Annotated in this window: 10 protein-coding genes; all 10 read left to right on the forward strand. The window is 52.4% G+C overall.

Annotation, left to right across the window (positions count from 1 at the left end):
* Positions 1 to 13: 13 nt before the first annotated feature.
* The 10 genes from DW757_RS02205 (at position 14) to DW757_RS02250 (ending at position 17,143) form a co-directional block, all read left to right on the forward strand.
* Complete coding sequence (locus DW757_RS02205; protein ID WP_118750858.1) at positions 14 to 2,992, forward strand: YfhO family protein; 2,979 nt, start codon at positions 14 to 16, stop codon at positions 2,990 to 2,992.
* Between the two features lie 14 nt (positions 2,993 to 3,006).
* Complete coding sequence (gene argH, locus DW757_RS02210; RefSeq protein WP_118750859.1) at positions 3,007 to 4,470, forward strand: argininosuccinate lyase; 1,464 nt, start codon at positions 3,007 to 3,009, stop codon at positions 4,468 to 4,470.
* Positions 4,471 to 4,498: 28 nt separating this feature from the next.
* The gene (locus DW757_RS02215; protein WP_008394933.1) at positions 4,499 to 5,023 is read left to right on the forward strand and encodes an adenine phosphoribosyltransferase; all 525 of its coding nucleotides are present in this window, start codon (positions 4,499 to 4,501) and stop codon (positions 5,021 to 5,023) included.
* A gap of 169 nt (positions 5,024 to 5,192) precedes the next feature.
* Positions 5,193 to 6,224, forward strand: a complete 1,032-nt coding sequence (locus DW757_RS02220) for a D-2-hydroxyacid dehydrogenase (protein ID WP_118750860.1) — start codon at positions 5,193 to 5,195, stop codon at positions 6,222 to 6,224.
* A gap of 313 nt (positions 6,225 to 6,537) precedes the next feature.
* Positions 6,538 to 8,823: a bifunctional (p)ppGpp synthetase/guanosine-3',5'-bis(diphosphate) 3'-pyrophosphohydrolase gene (locus DW757_RS02225; protein WP_015573691.1), complete on the forward strand. Its 2,286-nt coding sequence runs from the start codon at positions 6,538 to 6,540 to the stop codon at positions 8,821 to 8,823.
* Positions 8,824 to 8,954: 131 nt separating this feature from the next.
* Complete coding sequence (locus DW757_RS02230) at positions 8,955 to 9,602, forward strand: MBL fold metallo-hydrolase (RefSeq protein ID WP_015544118.1); 648 nt, start codon at positions 8,955 to 8,957, stop codon at positions 9,600 to 9,602.
* Between the two features lie 48 nt (positions 9,603 to 9,650).
* Positions 9,651 to 11,207 (forward strand): coproporphyrinogen dehydrogenase HemZ, encoded by a 1,557-nt coding sequence (gene hemZ / locus DW757_RS02235; RefSeq protein ID WP_118750861.1) that lies wholly within the window; start codon positions 9,651 to 9,653, stop codon positions 11,205 to 11,207.
* A gap of 173 nt (positions 11,208 to 11,380) precedes the next feature.
* Positions 11,381 to 12,643 (forward strand): histidine--tRNA ligase, encoded by a 1,263-nt coding sequence (gene hisS / locus DW757_RS02240; protein ID WP_118750862.1) that lies wholly within the window; start codon positions 11,381 to 11,383, stop codon positions 12,641 to 12,643.
* 161 nt (positions 12,644 to 12,804) lie between these two features.
* Positions 12,805 to 14,610: an aspartate--tRNA ligase gene (gene aspS, locus DW757_RS02245; RefSeq protein ID WP_118750863.1), complete on the forward strand. Its 1,806-nt coding sequence runs from the start codon at positions 12,805 to 12,807 to the stop codon at positions 14,608 to 14,610.
* A 457-nt stretch (positions 14,611 to 15,067) separates the two neighbouring features.
* On the forward strand, positions 15,068 to 17,143 hold the full coding sequence (locus DW757_RS02250) for a hypothetical protein (protein ID WP_243033301.1): 2,076 nt from the start codon (positions 15,068 to 15,070) through the stop codon (positions 17,141 to 17,143).
* Positions 17,144 to 17,179: the final 36 nt, after the last annotated feature.

Genomic DNA, 17,179 nt, shown 5'->3' on the forward strand with positions numbered 1-17,179 from the left:
ATTTGGAGGTTCTATGAGAGAAGATGAGATAGCCGGAATTTCCAGGGAGTTTGACAGGGTTTTAAATCAGGTGGCTGCAGGGGCAGACAGGGAACCGGGACAGAACGAGGAGAGAGCGGCTGAAAGGAAAGATACCGGTCCGGACAGAGAAGAGGGACGGGTGGACGAAATGGAACCCGCCGGGATAAAAGAGGCTGCAGCCAGCCAGCGGCGGGTGAGAAAGCCGGAAAACGGCACAGAGGACAGACTGAGGCCTGGCAGAGGTCAGAGGGAAGGTCAGAAGGCGGCCGTTTTAGGCGCCAGGGAACGGTATCCGGAGAGAAGCCGGAAACAGGAAGAGGATCGCCCGGGACTTTTGAGGGCGAGAGACTGTTACGCAGCGGCCTTCCTGATCCCTGTGATAATCATGATTATTATTTTTGCCCAGCGCGGAATCTTCCCTTTTGGAGAACAGAGCTTTCTGAGGACGGATATGTACCACCAGTATGCTCCGTTCTTTTCAGAGTTTAAACACAAGCTGTCACAGGGAGGAAGCCTGCTCTACAGCTGGAATATAGGGCTGGGAGTTAATTTTGCGGCGCTTTATGCCTATTATCTGGCGAGCCCTTTGAACTGGCTGATCATTTTCTGCCCAAAGGAGTTTATCATCGAATTTATGACAGGCTCCATCGTGCTGAAGATCGGACTTGCAGGCCTTGCCTTTACCTGGTATCTGAGAAAGCACTGCAGAACTTCCGACTTTGGGACGTGTTTTTTCGGTATTTTTTATGCCCTATCCGGGTATATGGCGGCCTACAGCTGGAATATCATGTGGCTGGACTGCATTGTGCTGTTTCCGGTGATCCTGCTGGGGCTTGAGAGACTGGTCAGTGAAAAAAAGGGGCTTCTCTACTGCGTGGCCCTGGGACTTTCGATTCTGTCCAACTACTATATTTCCATCATGATCTGTATTTTCATGGTGCTGTATTTTATTGCCCTGGCGGTTCTCGACTGGGACAGCTTCAGGGACGGATGGGGGAAGACCATCGGACTGTTTGCCGGGTATTCCCTGCTGGCCGGAGGACTGGCAGCTTTTGTGCTTCTGCCTGAAATTTATGCTCTGCAGAGCACTGCCTCAGGAGAGATGAGCTTTCCGGAAACGGCGGAGAGCTACTTCTCCATCCTGGATATGCTGGCCCGCCATATCGGGAATGTACAGGTGGAAATCGGTCTTAATCACTGGCCGAACATCTACTGCGGCGTGGCTGTGCTTATGTTTTTTCTGCTGTATCTGGCCTGCAGGAAAATTGAACTTAAGGAAAAGGCAGTTTACTGTACGCTTCTGCTGTTTTTCCTTGCCAGCTTTTCCATCAATGTGCTGAATTTTATCTGGCATGGCTTTCACTATCCCAACAGCCTTCCTGCAAGACAGTCCTTTATCTACATTGCGCTGATGCTGACTGTCTGCTGCAGGGCCTATACCAATCTGGAAGGGATTTCTTCCAGGAGCGTGTCCGTGGCCTTCTGGGGCTCTGCGTCCTTTGTCCTCCTGGCACAGAAATTCACGGAAGGGGACGAGGCCTACCACTTTGCCGTATTTTACGGGGCGATCTTTTTCCTGGCGCTCTACACAGGGCTGATTTTCCTCTACAGGAGCAGCAGGGAGAGATGCGGCCAGAGATGGCGGGGCAGACAGGCCCTGATTATGCTTCTGGCTCTTCTTACAGTCAGTGTGGAGGCGGCGGTCAATACGACCTGCACCAGCGTCACCACTACCAGCAGAACTGCGTACACGCAGGACAATGAGGCGGTTGAGATTCTGGCTGACAGTCTTAAGGGGCAGGAGGGATTTTACAGAGTTGAAAAGACGGATCAGAGGACGAAAAATGACGGTGCGTGGATGCACTTTCCTTCAGTCTCTCTGTTTTCCTCGGTGGCCAGCGCGGATGTGACGGATTTCATGAGGCACATGGGCTGCGAGGCCTCCACGAATGCCTACAGCATTACGGGAAGCACGCCTCTGGTGGACTGCCTTCTGTCGGTGAAATATGCATTTTATCCGGAGGAGCAGAGAAATCCCCGGGTGGAGTATATTCAGGATTACAGAGGCGTGTACCTGTACGCCAACCGGTATACCCTGCCTCTGGGATTTCTGATCCCGGATATCATGGAAAATGAGTGGCAGCTTGACATGGTAAATCCCGCTGATGTGCAGAATTCCCTGTGCGGTCTGTTTGACGCGCCGGATGTGCTTATGGAAGTTGGCGGGCTCGGCAGCGGGCCCAGTTTAATCTATACACCGGAGGAGCCGGGAGAGTACTATGCTTACGTCTCCAACAGACAGGTGAAAGAGGTGTCTCTGAAAAAAGGAGAGAAAGAACAGACCTTTGACAATGTAAACAGAGGCTATCTGATTGAAGTGGGACTTGTAGATGAAGGCCAGACGCTGACCTTCCAGAATGAGGAGGGAAGTGAGGATCTGGGAATCCGCCTGTACCGCTACAATGAGGCTGCCCTGGAGCATGTCTACAGAAAGCTGGCCCAGAGTCCCCTTGAACTGACTGTCTGGGAGGACAGCAGACTCAAGGGAAGCGTGGAGACGGAGGCGGGAGGAACGCTGTTTCTGTCTATCCCCTATGACGAGGGATGGAGCATAACTGTGGACGGCGAGAAAAAAACTGCTAAAAAGCTGTTTGACGCGTTTATGGGAATTGAGCTGTCCCCCGGAAGCCATGTGATTGAGATGCATTATATGCCCCAGGGACTTAAAATGGGGGCTGCAATTTCCCTCGGCTCCCTGGCCGTTCTGGCTGCTGCCTTTGGCATTTCCCATGCCAGAAAGCAGCGCGAGAGAAAGCAGATGTACGACAGAAAAAGAAGAGAAAGGGCCAGAAGCCAGAAATCTGGGCAGCGGCAGGAAAAAGAAAGCCAGCTCTCAGCTTTGCAGAGAGAGGGACAGACAAATACAGAGAAACATTCGCAGGAGGGCGCAGAGGCCCAGGAGCAGGGATAAAGGAGAGAATTGCCATGAAATTATGGGGAGGCCGTTTTACGAAGGAAGAAAACCAGCTGGTGCACAACTTTAATGCATCTATTTCCTTTGATCAGAAATTGTACCGTCAGGACATTGAGGGGAGCATCGCCCATGTGACGATGTTAGCCCGGCAGGAAATCATTTCAGAAGAGGACAGAGAAGCGATCACAGAGGGGCTGCAGGGAATTTTGAGGGATCTGGAGAGTGGAACCCTTACGGTTACGCCGGAGTACGAGGATATCCATTCCTTTGTGGAGAGTCAGCTGACTGAACGGATTGGAGAGGCGGGAAAGCGGCTTCACACGGGGCGCAGCAGGAATGATCAGGTGGCCCTTGATATGAAGCTCTACACAAGAGATGAGATTGACGAGCTGGACAGCCTTGTGCGGGGACTTTTAAAGGTGCTTGTAGATATGATGGAGAAAAATCTGGATACTTACATGCCGGGCTTTACCCATCTCCAGAAGGCCCAGCCCATCACCCTGGCTCACCATCTGGGAGCTTATGCGGAGATGTTTTTCCGGGATCTGTCAAGGCTTCATGACATCCGGGAGAGGATGAACTACTGCCCCCTCGGTGCAGGTGCTCTGGCGGGAACCACCTATCCCCTGGAACGGGAATACACGGCTTCTCTGCTGGGCTTTTACGGGGCAACCTTAAACAGCATGGATTCTGTGTCTGACAGAGATTACCTCATCGAACTGTTAAGCGCGCTTTCTGTCATTTCCATGCATCTGAGCCGGTTCTGTGAGGAGATCATTATCTGGAATACAAACGAGTACCGGTTTGTGGAGCTGGACGACTCCTACAGTACGGGAAGCAGCATTATGCCCCAGAAGAAGAATCCCGACATTGCGGAGCTGATCCGCGGAAAAACGGGGCGCGTATATGGTGCCCTGGTGAGCCTTCTCACAACGATGAAGGGGCTTCCCCTTGCGTACAACAAGGATATGCAGGAGGACAAGGAGCTGACCTTTGACGCCATCGACACGGTAAAGGGAAGTCTGGCTCTGTTTACAGGCATGATTTCCTCCATGTCATTCAGAAAAGACGTGATGGAGCAGAGTGCAAAGAACGGCTTTACCAACGCCACAGACGCTGCGGACTATCTGGTGAACAGAGGCGTTCCCTTCCGGGATGCCCACGGGATTATCGGGCGTCTGGTGCTTTTATGCATTGAGAGAGGATGCTCCCTGGATGAACTGCCTCTGGAGGAATACAGGAAGGTAAGCTCTGTGTTTGAGGAGGATGTCTACAGCGCCATCAGTATGGAAAACTGCGTAAGGAGAAGGGTGACTGTCGGAGCGCCGGGGCAGGATGCCATGAAGAGGGCCATAGCCGTGTACAGGCAAAGGCTCGCCGTTCAGGAAGACAGCCTGGAAAAAACGAAACAGCAGGCACAGGAGAGAGGCGCCTGCTCTGCAAAGAGGAATGATAAAACAGTTGATGTAATATAAAATAACAGATACAGGGAGGAAACAGACCATGAAAAAACTTGAAGAGTATGTAAGAAGCATTCCGGATTTTCCGGAGCCAGGGATTATTTTCAGGGACATTACCACGATCCTGCAGGATCCCGACGGACTTCATCTGGCTGTGGACGGCCTTTTGAAAACACTGGAGGGTGTGGACTACGACGTGGTAGTGGGACCGGAGTCCAGAGGATTTATCTTCGGAGTGCCGGTGGCCTATGCTGCCCGCAAGGGATTCGTGCCGGTGAGAAAGAAGGGAAAGCTGCCCTGCAAGACCGTTTCCATGGCATATGATCTGGAATACGGCAGCGCGGAGATTGAGATGCACGAGGATTCCATCAGGCCGGGCCAGAAGGTTGTCATCATCGACGATCTGATTGCCACAGGAGGAACCATGGAGGCGATCTGCAAGCTCATCGAGAGCCTTGGAGGAGAGGTTGTGAGGATCTGCTTTGTCATGGAGCTGGCAGGCCTTGAGGGAAGAAAGAAGCTGGAAAAATATCAGGTGGAATCCCTGATTGTGTACGAGGGTAAGTAGGCACAAAATGCCGGAATGCCAAAGAAATGAGGCATTCCGGCATTTTCCGTAAGGAAGACAAATCTTAAAGGAAAAATTTTAAAGAAAAGCAAAGTGCCGGCTCTGCTGTTATGACAGGCAGAAACAGACAGGATACGGCGAAACAGGAAAAGAAAGGAGCAGTGGAACCATGGGAGAGCAGAGGAGAACAGAAAGAAGAATTTTAGTGACGCTGCCGGTGACAGAGGGGCATAAAAGAAGGCTTGCAGAGGCTGCTGCGGGGGCTGAGCTTCTCTATGAGAGGGACATGGAAAAGATCAGGGAGCTGATAGAGACAGTGGACGGTGTGATCGGAAATCTTCCGCCTGAGCTTTTAAAGAGAAACAGGAACCTTGGCTGGGTACAGCTAAGCAGCGCCGGCACAGACGGGTATACGAAAGAGGGGGTGCTCCCGGAAGATACGGTTCTGACAAATGCCACGGGAGCATACGGGCTCGCCATCTCAGAGCACATGGTGGGAATGGTGTTAAGCCTTCTGAAAAAATTCCCCAAATATCTGGAAAACCAGAGGCAGCATCTGTGGAAGGATGAGGGGATGGTGAGGTCTGTCTACGGGAGCCGGGTCCTGATTGTAGGCCTTGGAGACATCGGGATGGAGTTTGCTGTGAGGATGAAAGCGTTCGGAAGCTATATTGTGGGAATCAGGAGAACGATCCACGAAAAGCCTGACTGTGTGGATGAGCTCTATACCATGGACGCGCTGAAGGAGGAGCTCGGAAAGGCCGATATAGTGGCGTCATGCCTTCCTGGTACGGAGGCTACCAGAGGGCTGTTCGGCAGCGCAATGCTTCACTCCATGAAGAGAGGAGCCGTCTTTCTCAATGTGGGGAGGGGAACGGCTGTGGATACAGACGCCCTGGCCGAGGCGCTGAGGGAGGGATACCTCCTGGGAGCAGGCGTGGATGTGACGGAACCTGAGCCGCTGCCGCCTGAGAGCCCTCTCTGGGACTGCGAAAACGTGATTATTACGCCCCATGTGTCAGGAGGATTCCATCTGGAATACACCCTGGACCGGATTGTGGAGATAAGCTGCAGAAATCTCAGAGCGTATCTGGGAGAGGGGGAGTATGTAAGCCCGGTGGACAGGAGCACAGGCTATAAGAGAGCCGATGCGGGAATAAAATGGGCGCCGTTTCAGGGAATTTCACACCAGAGTGAATAAATGAGATGAAATGGGGCAGGATCTGAAAAACAGCTGTTTGACCTTTGGCGGAAGCCGTACGCCGGAAGGGCAGAAACGTGTTTAAAATCGGGTTCAGATCCGGGAGAACAGAAAATAATTGCATTTTCCGACAAAAAAATTTATAATAGTGATAATTCTCTAACGGAGTCGGCGGCCGGTTCAGGTGCCGGCCGCCGTGAAAACCGCCCTGGATGCCTGGACGCGGCTCTGCGCCGGGTGACAGAAGGCTGGATTTTACGACACAAACGACAGAGGGAAAACGGGGCAGACACCTGAAGCTGGGAGGCAGAGTATGGAAAAGATGGATCAGATGAAAAAACTGGATAGGGAGCTGGAGCAGCCGGCAGACTTTACGAGCCCGGAGGAGCTGTATCAGGATCTGATTGCGAGCATCCAGAGGTATCATCCGTCCGATGATATTTCGATGGTGGAGAAGGCATACAGACTGGCCTTTGAAGCCCACAAGGATCAGAAGAGAAAATCGGGTGAACCATACATCATCCATCCCCTCTGCGTGGCTATTATCCTGGCTGACCTGGAGCTTGACAAGGAAACGATCGTGGCCGGAATCCTTCACGATGTGGTAGAGGATACGGTGATGACCACCGACGGATTGGCCAGGGAGTTCGGCGCCGAGGTAGCTCTTCTGGTGGACGGCGTCACAAAGCTGACCAATATTTCCTGGGACAAGGACAAGGTGGAGATGCAGGCGGAGAACCTGAGAAAGATGTTCCTGGCCATGGCCAAGGACATCCGCGTAATCCTTGTAAAGCTGGCCGACCGCCTTCACAATATGCGCACCCTTCAGTATATGAAGCCTGAAAAGCAGAGAGAAAAGGCCAGGGAAACCATGGACATTTACGCCCCCATCGCTGACAGGCTGGGAATTTCCAGGATCAAGACAGAGCTTGACGATCTGGCTCTCAAGTATCTGGAGCCGGAGGTCTACTATGAGCTGTCAGAAAAGATCTCCCTCAGGAAGGATGCCAGGGAGGCATTTGTGAAGGGGATTGTCGATGAGGTGAAGAGCCATATGGACGATGCCGGAATCGAGTGCAAGGTAGATGGGCGCGTGAAGCATTTCTTCAGCATCTACAAAAAGATGGTGAAGCAGAATAAAACCCTGGATCAGATCTACGATCTCTTCGCCGTGCGGATTATTGTGGATACGGTGAAGGACTGCTACGCGGCTCTGGGCGTCATCCACGAGCTGTATAAGCCGATACCGGGCCGGTTTAAGGACTATATCGCCATGCCGAAGATCAACAATTATCAGTCCTTACATACGACTCTGATCGGAAGCAGCGGCCAGCCCTTTGAGATTCAGATCCGCACCTATGAGATGCACCGTGTGGCTGAGTACGGTATTGCAGCCCACTGGAAGTATAAGGAGAGCGGAAGCACGAAGGCGGCCATGGACAGCGCGGAGGAGAAGCTGTCGTGGCTGCGCCAGATTCTGGAGTGGCAGAAGGATATGTCGGATAACAAGGAATTTCTGGATTCCCTGAAAAGCGATCTGGATCTGTTTTCTGACAGCGTATTCTGCTTTACCCCGTCCGGCGACGTGAAGAACCTTCCCAGCGGTTCCACCCCCATTGACTTCGCCTACTCCATCCACAGCGCGGTGGGAAACAAGATGGTGGGTGCCAAGGTCAACGGAATGTTAGTCAATATTGACTACGAGATCAAGAACGGCGACAGAATTGAGATTCTGACCTCCCAGAACAGCAAGGGACCCAGCCGCGACTGGCTCAAGATTGTCAAGAGCACGCAGGCCAAGAATAAGATTAACCAGTGGTTCAAGGCAGAGCTCAAGGAGGACAATATTATCCGGGGCCGCGACATGATCGACAAGTACTGCCGGAACAAGGGAATCAATTATTCTGAGATTAACAAGCCCGAGTTTATGGAAAAGGTCATGAAGCGGTATGCCTTCAAGGACTGGGATTCCGTCCTCGCCTCCATCGGCCACGGCGGCCTCAAGGAGGGCCAGGTAATCAACAAGATGCTCGAGGCCAGGACGAAGAAGCTGGAAAAGGAGAAAACAGACGCCACCATCCTCGATTCCATCGGGGACGGAAACAAGGTTCCCGTCATCGCTCCGGGCAAGTCCAAGAGCGGCATTGTGGTCAAGGGGATCGACGATCTGGCCGTGCGGTTTTCCAAGTGCTGCAGCCCGGTGCCGGGAGACGAGATTGTGGGCTTTGTGACGAGAGGCCGCGGCATTTCCATTCACAGGACAGACTGCATCAATGTGATCAACCTGCCGGAGGACGAGAAGGCAAGGCTTATCGAGGCAGAGTGGCAGCAGCCGGTTGGAAACGAGACAGGAAAAGAGCGGTACACCACGGAGATCAAGATTTTTGCAAACAACAGGATTGGCATGTTTGTGGATCTGTCCAAGGTGTTTACGGAACGGCAGATTGATATCAAATCCATGAATGTGAGAACCAGCAAGCAGGGGAAGGCCACGATTATGATGACCTTCGACATTCACGGAATAGAGGAACTGAATAAACTGGCCGACAAGCTGAGACAGATTGAAGGCGTAATAGACATTGAGAGAACTGCCGGATAAGCAGTTTTCTCTTTGTGTTTGTATAAAGAGTATGCCGTGCCCTCTGACCGGGAGCAGGGTTCAGAAGCGGCTTCCAGGGCCTGAGAGGCGGCAGAAGAAAATGGAGAGAGGGAAAAGGAGAGAACAGACAGATGCAGATTAAGAAGCTGACAGTCGGTTATGTGCAGACAAACTGCTATATTGTATCAAATGAGGAGACAAGGGAGGCTGTTGTCATTGATCCGGGAGATCAGGGGGAGCTGATTGCGGAGGCCTTAAAGCGTGATTCACTTCAGACAAGGGCCATTCTCCTGACACATGGCCATTCCGATCACATCGGAGGTCTGGAGGCAGTGAAAAAGGCTACCGGGGCGAAGGTGTATGCCCTGGATCAGGAGAGGGAGCTTCTGGCAGACGAGAACCTGAATCTGTCAAAGAGCCTTCTGGGAACCATCATCCGCGAAGAGGCAGATGTGTGGCTGAGAGACGGGGAGAAATTTTCCATGATCGGATATGAGTTTCAGGTGATTGGCACACCGGGCCATACCACAGGCTCCTGCTGCTACTATGTGGAGAGTGAAAAGGCTCTGTTTGCAGGCGATACTCTGTTTGAGGGCTCCTACGGGCGTGTGGATCTGCCGGGAGGCAGTTCCGTGCAGCTTCTCCACTCTGTGCTCGATAAGCTGTTTGAGCTTCCCGATGATGTGAATGTATATCCGGGACATCTGGGCTATACAACCATCGGGGATGAGAAAAAATATAATCCTCTGGCGCCCTACAAGGGAAAGCTGCTGGAATAGAGAAGGCGGCCTTCGGGCGGATGTGATATACAGGCAGAGGGATATTGGATGGTAGAAAAAATGATTGGAATACTGCTTAGCGATAATTCATTTGAACAGGATATAAGAGAGCTTCTGATGGCCTTCTGCCCGGGGAATAAGTTTACCCACGAGGAAGAGGAGGCCGTCTCAGAGGCAAAGCTGATTGTCCGAGGAGAGCGGGCGGGAGATGAATTCTGTCTCTGTGTGGAAACACGGGCAGACGAAAATGGGCAGTCCTTCGCGCCGCCGGCCGGAACAAAAGGGGACGGGGAGGACTGCATGGTACAGGAGGCAGCGGATCCTTCCTGGAAGACTGCCGGGAAAGGCAGCGTGCAGATACTTGACGGGGACCGCCTGGAGACGAAGAACCGGATCAAGAGGGAGCTCTACCGGCTGATGAGCGGGCTCACAGGAAGAACCCTTCCCTGGGGAACCCTTACAGGCATCCGCCCCACCAAGATTGCCCTCACAAGGCTTTACGAGGGGATGTCAGAGGAGGAGATCCGGGACTATATGCGGGAGACCTATCTGACCAGCAGGGAAAAAATCGAGCTGAGCCTGGACGTGGCCAGACGGGAGAAGGAGCTTCTTTCCGCTGTGGACTATGAAAACGGGTACAGCCTCTATATCGGCATCCCGTTCTGTCCCACCACCTGCCTTTACTGCTCCTTCACCTCATTTCCCATAGGAAAGTGGCAGGGCAGGACAGGGCTCTATCTGGATGCCCTGTTCCGGGAGATGGACTATGTGGCGGAGAAGATGAAGGGACGTCCCCTGGACACCGTCTACTTCGGAGGAGGGACGCCTACCTCCCTGAGCCCGGAGGATCTGGATGCCATTTTAGATAAGGTGGAGAGAACCTTCCCCATGGATCAGGTGAAGGAGTTTACGGTGGAGGCAGGAAGGCCGGACAGCATCACAGAGGAGAAGCTTCAGGTTCTGAGAAACCACGGGATCACCCGCATTTCCATCAATCCCCAGACCATGAAGCAGGAAACCCTGAATCTGATTGGGCGCCGCCATACGGTAGAGCAGGTGAAGGAAACCTTCCGCCTTGCCAGAAGGATGGGCTTTGACAACATCAACATGGATCTGATCGTGGGGCTTCCTGAGGAGGACGAGGAGGATGTGCGAAATACCATGGAGCAGATCAAGGAGCTTCGTCCGGACAGCCTGACAGTCCACTCCCTGGCTATCAAGAGGGCAGCTCGGCTCAACATGTTCAGAGAGCGGTACGGGAACCTGAAAATAACGGGGACCCAGGAGATGATCGACATGACGGCCCGCTATGCGAGGGAGATGGGAATGGAGCCCTACTACCTCTACCGCCAGAAGAACATGGCGGGGAATTTTGAGAATGTGGGCTACAGCGTTCCAGGCAAGGCCTGTATCTACAATATTCTTATCATGGAGGAGAAGCAGACCATTATGGCCTGCGGCGCCGGAACCACCACAAAGGTGGTATTTCCAAGAGAAAACCGCCTTGAGAGGGCGGAAAATGTGAAGGAAGTGGAGCAGTATATCGAGCGGGTGGACGAGATGCTTGAGAGGAAGGAAAAGCTGATCCGCCAGCTGGAGGGATGAGGGATTTGATAAAAAGACTTGCAATCCCTGAAATGTCTGCTACTATGTAACATAGACGGCCCTTTAGCCGGCCTGCCGCTGAAGAGACGGCCCTGTGGCGGACCGCTTTTTCGCGGCGCAGAAGAAAACCGCCCCCGCCGGGGCGTGCAGAATAGAAAACAGGAGTGAATACCATGGCTTTAAAGAAAAAACCAGTAACCGGAATGAAGGATATTTTACCGGCAGAAATGGAAATCCGCGACTACGTGCTCGCAAAGATCAAGGAAACCTACAGAAGCTTCGGCTTTTCAGCTATAGAAACTCCGTGCGTGGAGCACATTGAAAACCTGACCAGCAAGCAGGGAGGGGACAATGAGAAGCTTATTTTCAAAATTTTAAAGAGGGGCGAGAAGCTCAACCTGGAGACAGCCAGGGAGGAGAGCGACGTTGTGGACGGAGGTCTGCGCTATGACCTGACCCTTCCTCTGTCCCGTTACTATGCAAATAACTCCGCAAACCTGCCCAGTCCCTTCAAGGCTCTTCAGGTGGGAAGCGTCTGGCGTGCTGACCGCCCACAGAAGGGACGCTTCAGACAGTTTGTGCAGTGCGACATTGATATCTTAGGAGATCCCACCTCCCTGGCAGAGATTGAGCTTATCACAGCCACAACCACCGCCCTGTCCCGTATCTGCCCCGATAATTCTTTTACCGTGCGGCTCAATGACAGAGAGCTTCTGAAGGCCATGGCATCCTACTGCGGCTTCCCGGAGGATGACTGCGACAAGGTGTTTATCACCCTGGACAAGATGGATAAGATCGGCCTTGACGGGGTTGCCGCTGAGCTGATGGAGATGGGCTATGCAAAAGAGAGCGTAGACCGCTACAGAGAGCTCCTGGCATCTGTAAAAAATGATGCGGCAGGCGTGCGAGCCCTCGGAGAAACCCTGAAGGGGGTACTGAAGGAGGGAACCGCTGAGGGGCTGGCAAATATTATGGAGACAGTTTCATCCACAGCTGAGGCAGAGTTTGGCATTGAATTTGATCCGACTCTGGTGAGGGGAATGGGATACTATACAGGAACTATCTTCGAGGTGTCTATGGAGGGCTTCGGCGGCTCTGTAGCCGGCGGCGGCCGCTATGACAAGATGATCGGAAAGTTTACAGGCATGGATACTCCGGCCTGCGGATTCTCCATCGGCTTTGAGAGAATTGTCACCATCCTTCTCGACAATGGCTTTAAGGTTCCGGCTGCGTCAGGAAAGAAGGCATACCTCTTTGAGAAAAACATCGGAAGCGAGAAGCTTTCCCAGGTGTTAAAGGAGGCGTCTGAGGAGAGAAAGGCAGGCGTTCAGGTGCTGGTAGCCCAGATGAACAAAAACAAGAAGTTCCAGAAGGAGCAGCTCCAGAAGGACGGCTACACAGAGTTTAAGGAGTTTTACAGAGAAGCCTTAAAGTAAGAGGCAGACCAGGCATCCAATGAAATGAAACTTTAAAAAAGCAAAAACAGCATTCTGGTTAAGCAGAAGTTCAGGTATGCGGAAGGCCTGTGCCGGAGGGATGTGCCGGAAAGGCTTCTGCAGATGAATATAGATACACAAAGTTCAGGAGGAAACATATCATGGCAGAATCAATGCTGGGACTGAAGCGTTCCCACAGATGTACAGAGCTGTCCACAGAAAATATCGGTGAGAACGTCACCGTAATGGGATGGGTCCAGAAAAGCAGAAACAAGGGCGGAATTATCTTCGTAGATTTAAGAGACCGCTCCGGGCTGCTTCAGATTATTTTCGAGGAGGCAGACTGCGGCTCTGAGAGCTTTGCCAAGGCAGAAAAGCTCAGAAGTGAGTTTGTAATCGCAGTTACTGGAAAGGTGGAGGCCCGTTCCGGCGCTGTCAATGAGAATTTAAAGACAGGAGCCATCGAGATCCGCGCAAATGCCCTGCGGATCCTTTCCGAGTCTGAGACACCGCCATTCCCTATTGAGGAGAATTCCAAGACCAAGGAGGAGCTGAGATTAAAATACCGCTATCTGGATTTGAGAAGGCCGGATCTTCAGAAGAATCTGATGACAAGAAGCCGCGTCACAACGCTGACAAGAGCATTTCTGGCAGAGGAGGGCTTTCTGGAGATTGAAACTCCGACCCTTATCAAGAGCACACCTGAGGGAGCCAGAGACTACCTGGTTCCAAGCCGTGTGCATCCCGGCAGCTTCTATGCGCTGCCCCAGTCACCCCAGCTGTTCAAGCAGCTTCTGATGTGCTCCGGCTATGACCGTTACTTCCAGATCGCAAGGTGCTACAGGGATGAGGACCTGCGCGCCGACAGACAGCCGGAGTTTACACAGATCGATATGGAGCTGTCCTTTGTGGATGTGGACGATGTGCTGGATGTCAATGAGAGACTGCTTAAGAAGCTGTTCAAGGAAATCTGCGGCTTTGACTTACAGCTCCCGATTCAGAGAATGACCTGGCGCGAGGCCATGGACCGCTTTGGCTCCGACAAGCCGGATCTCCGCTTCGGAATGGAGCTTAAAAATGTGTCGGAAACAGTGAAGGACTGCCAGTTCGTGGTATTTAAGAGCGCCCTGGAAAACGGCGGCTCCGTGCGGGGTATCAACGCAGAGGGCCAGGCAGGAATGCCGAGGAAGAAGATTGACGCCCTGGTTGAGTTTGCCAAAGGCTTTGGCGCCAAGGGACTGGCTTATCTGGCTGTCCTTGAGGACGGCTCCTATAAGTCCTCCTTTGCAAAATTCATGACAGAGGAGGAGCTGGCAGCCCTGGTGAAGGCTATGGACGGAAAGCCCGGCGATCTGCTTTTATTTGCCGCAGATAAGGACAAGGTTGTGTTCGACGTACTCGGAAACCTGCGTCTGGAGCTGGCAAGACAGCTTGACCTGTTAAAGAAGGATGACTTTAAGTTCCTGTGGGTGACAGAGTTCCCGCTTCTCGAGTACTCGGAGGAGCAGGGCCGCTTCGTGGCCATGCATCATCCGTTCACGATGCCTATGGAGGAGGATCTGGCTCTGATCGACACCGATCCGGGAGCTGTCCGCGCAAAGGCCTACGACATCGTGTTAAACGGCACGGAGATGGGCGGCGGTTCCGTCCGTATCCACCAGAGCGACATTCAGTCCAAGATGTTCGAGGCGCTGGGCTTCACAAAGGAACAGGCAAACGAGCAGTTCGGCTTCCTGTTAGAGGCCTTTAAGTACGGAGTTCCGCCTCACGCCGGCCTTGCCTACGGCCTTGACCGTATGGTCATGCTCATGGTTGGTGCAGACAGCATCCGCGACGTGATCGCCTTCCCGAAGGTGAAGGATGCATCCTGTCTGATGACAGAGGCTCCGTCTCCGGTTGACGAAAAGCAGCTGAAAGAGCTCGGAATTGAGGTTTCCCAGGAAGAAGAGCAGAAAGCAGAAGAATAGGGAAACACAAGGGAAAAGAAAACAGCTCAGAAAATAAAAGAAAAGAAGATAAAAGAACAGAAGGAGGGGGCACAGGAAACGGGCCTCCTCCTTCTGTGTATGGGCAGGATTCTGAAAATTTTCCACAGCAGCTCCCTGGCATGGAGATTCCTCGCCTGCCTGGCAGAAGAAAATACAGTGTTTGCGTAAAATGTTAAAAATTTTCTGTATAATAAAACAAATATAAAAAATTATATTAAATAATTTTAAATTCTAACCATTTAATTCTAAAATAAGGTTGAAATATCATCCAAAAAGTGATAATATAAACGTAACTTCTGAGAGTGTTCACTCTCGATTAGTTCCGGCCAGATCTGGCCTAAAATTCAGAGTATCGAAACAGATGTTTTCCAACAGAGACATGGAAGAGCGTAAAAAAATTCCGGCAAAATTCTGCCGGGAGGGAGTGCAGTCAGCTTTGAATCTGCCTGCAGGCGCTGAGAAGCTGTGCTGGAAAACGGAAAATGGAGCAGAGAAGAGAGAGGAGGAAGAGAAGGCGGACATGAAATGTTTAAAGCTGCTCTCTGCTTTGAGGGCAGCGGTGAAAAATGAAACAGGAGACGTGAGAGAAAAAGCGGCCAGGGCAGTAGGGTGCATTGGGCTGACAGTGGTTCTGGGATTCATATGGAGCCCTCCATCAGCCGCAGAGGCGGCCCAGGCCCCCAGGGAGACGGCTTTGCTGACAGCAGACCTGAAGACAGGTGAAATCAGCACAGCCAGTCCGCAGAATGCGCTTTTTCAGGAGGAACGGAACATGGGGCCGATGGAGGAAGGTGATGAGTTTTCGGAGTTTCTGAAAAAGGCGAGGCAGTGCGAAAGTCTCATTACAGGAGAGAAGGCAGAGTCTGTGCCGGACACCCGGTTTATCGTTTCCGGACAGGAGGAGAATGACAGCCGGGTTATCAGCATTGCAGCCCAGATCGAGGAGGGGAAGGAGGCTGCCTTCTATGTATTCGGGAGAAATTTTTCGCCGAATGGAACAGCCCTGGCAGAATGGTTTGGAGAGGGCACGGTGTACTCGAACTGTGAGGAAGCAGAGCTGAGGACAGGCAAAGATGTGTGGCATATTGCCAGAATGAGCGTCTTGCGCGGGACGGACCGGGAAGATTCGGGAGGGGATAACTGGGAGCTGAGATGGAAAACAGAGGCGTCCTGTCTGTCCAGGGGAACTGCGCTGTACGTGGGACGGAGGACAGGGCAGGAGAGAAAAATTTATACCGCTCCTCTGGGCCACAGAGATGAAAATGGAGATTCTGTCTGCGACCGATGCAGGACAAGAGCCTTTTATCAGGAAGCAGGCTCAAAAATCAGGGTCAGCCTGGGAGGAAGGGAGCTGACCTTTACCTGTATTGATGAGGATTACAGGGAATATGTTCCGGAACTTAGAGATGGAGGAATGCTCTATCTGTCAGACCAGGCACTGGAGGCCGAATGGTTTGGAGGATATGGGGCAACGGAGTACAGAGACAGCCAGGTACGAAAGTATTTCAGGGACGGGATTCAGAATGGCATTTCCCTTCAGGGAAGTCTTGTGGGGATTGAGATACCGGAAAATGGAGAGACGGATTACGCTATGAGTCTGTCCAGAGAGGAATACCTGAAATACCGGGAGCGTATTTCAGGAGAAGCCTTTTTGCTGCGTGACAGCGGGGAGGGAAAAGTGTGGGGAGCTGGATTGGACGGTTCTCTAAAGCTTGTGGATCCCGATGGCAGTGATTATGGAATACGGCCCGCGATTGTGCTCAAAAAGCCGGATGCGGGGAGAACGGAAAGAATTCACTGGGAGACAGGAGACCTGCAGGAGTGTGAACTGCAGGGCGGGAAATATCTGTTCAGCTGCGTTGACCGAAATTATACAGGAGGACAGACGGGTGAGGCCGGAGCCCTGTTCTTATGCACAGCTGTAATTCCTGCCAATTATGGCTCAGATTACGTTCTGGAGGAACAGGCAGACGGAAGCCACGCATATGTATTCCAGCCGGGGCCGCTTGTAAATTTTGGGGACAGCAGTGATTACAAATATTCCAGAGTAAGAAAGTGGCTGGATGAGGCCGGACAGGAGCTCTATCTGGCAAAGACGGTTCAGGTGGGAAACGACACGGCGTATATGGGAGAAACACCGGAGGGCGAATTTGGAGATTTCCGGTCAAACAGTATTGCGCCCTATTCCATTGGAGATCAGAAGCTCTCGGGGAAGCTCTTCCTGCTCTCTGTAGACGAGGCGCTGAAATACAGGGATTTTCTGTGGAAATTTCAGGGAGAGAGCAGGGACAATCCGGAAAGTCAGATCTCGGCCTTTTCTAAGGGATACTGGCTCAGAAGCCCTATGGGGGATGGAAAAAATCCTGACACGGGCTTCGTCTATGGGGTGGATTTGGAACGGGGGAATATTCACCCTCAGAGGGTGAAGCCGGAGGGAGGAACCGGAGACGAGGAGCTGGATGTGACGGCGGCGTTCGGGGTGAGGCCTGCATTTGTCATGCCGCAGGATTAAAGGAAAGAAAGGGACAAAAGAGCAGGCAGCAGGAAG

Source organism: Clostridium sp. AM29-11AC, assembly GCF_003480545.1.
Lineage (GTDB): Bacteria > Bacillota > Clostridia > Lachnospirales > Lachnospiraceae > Otoolea > Otoolea saccharolyticum_A.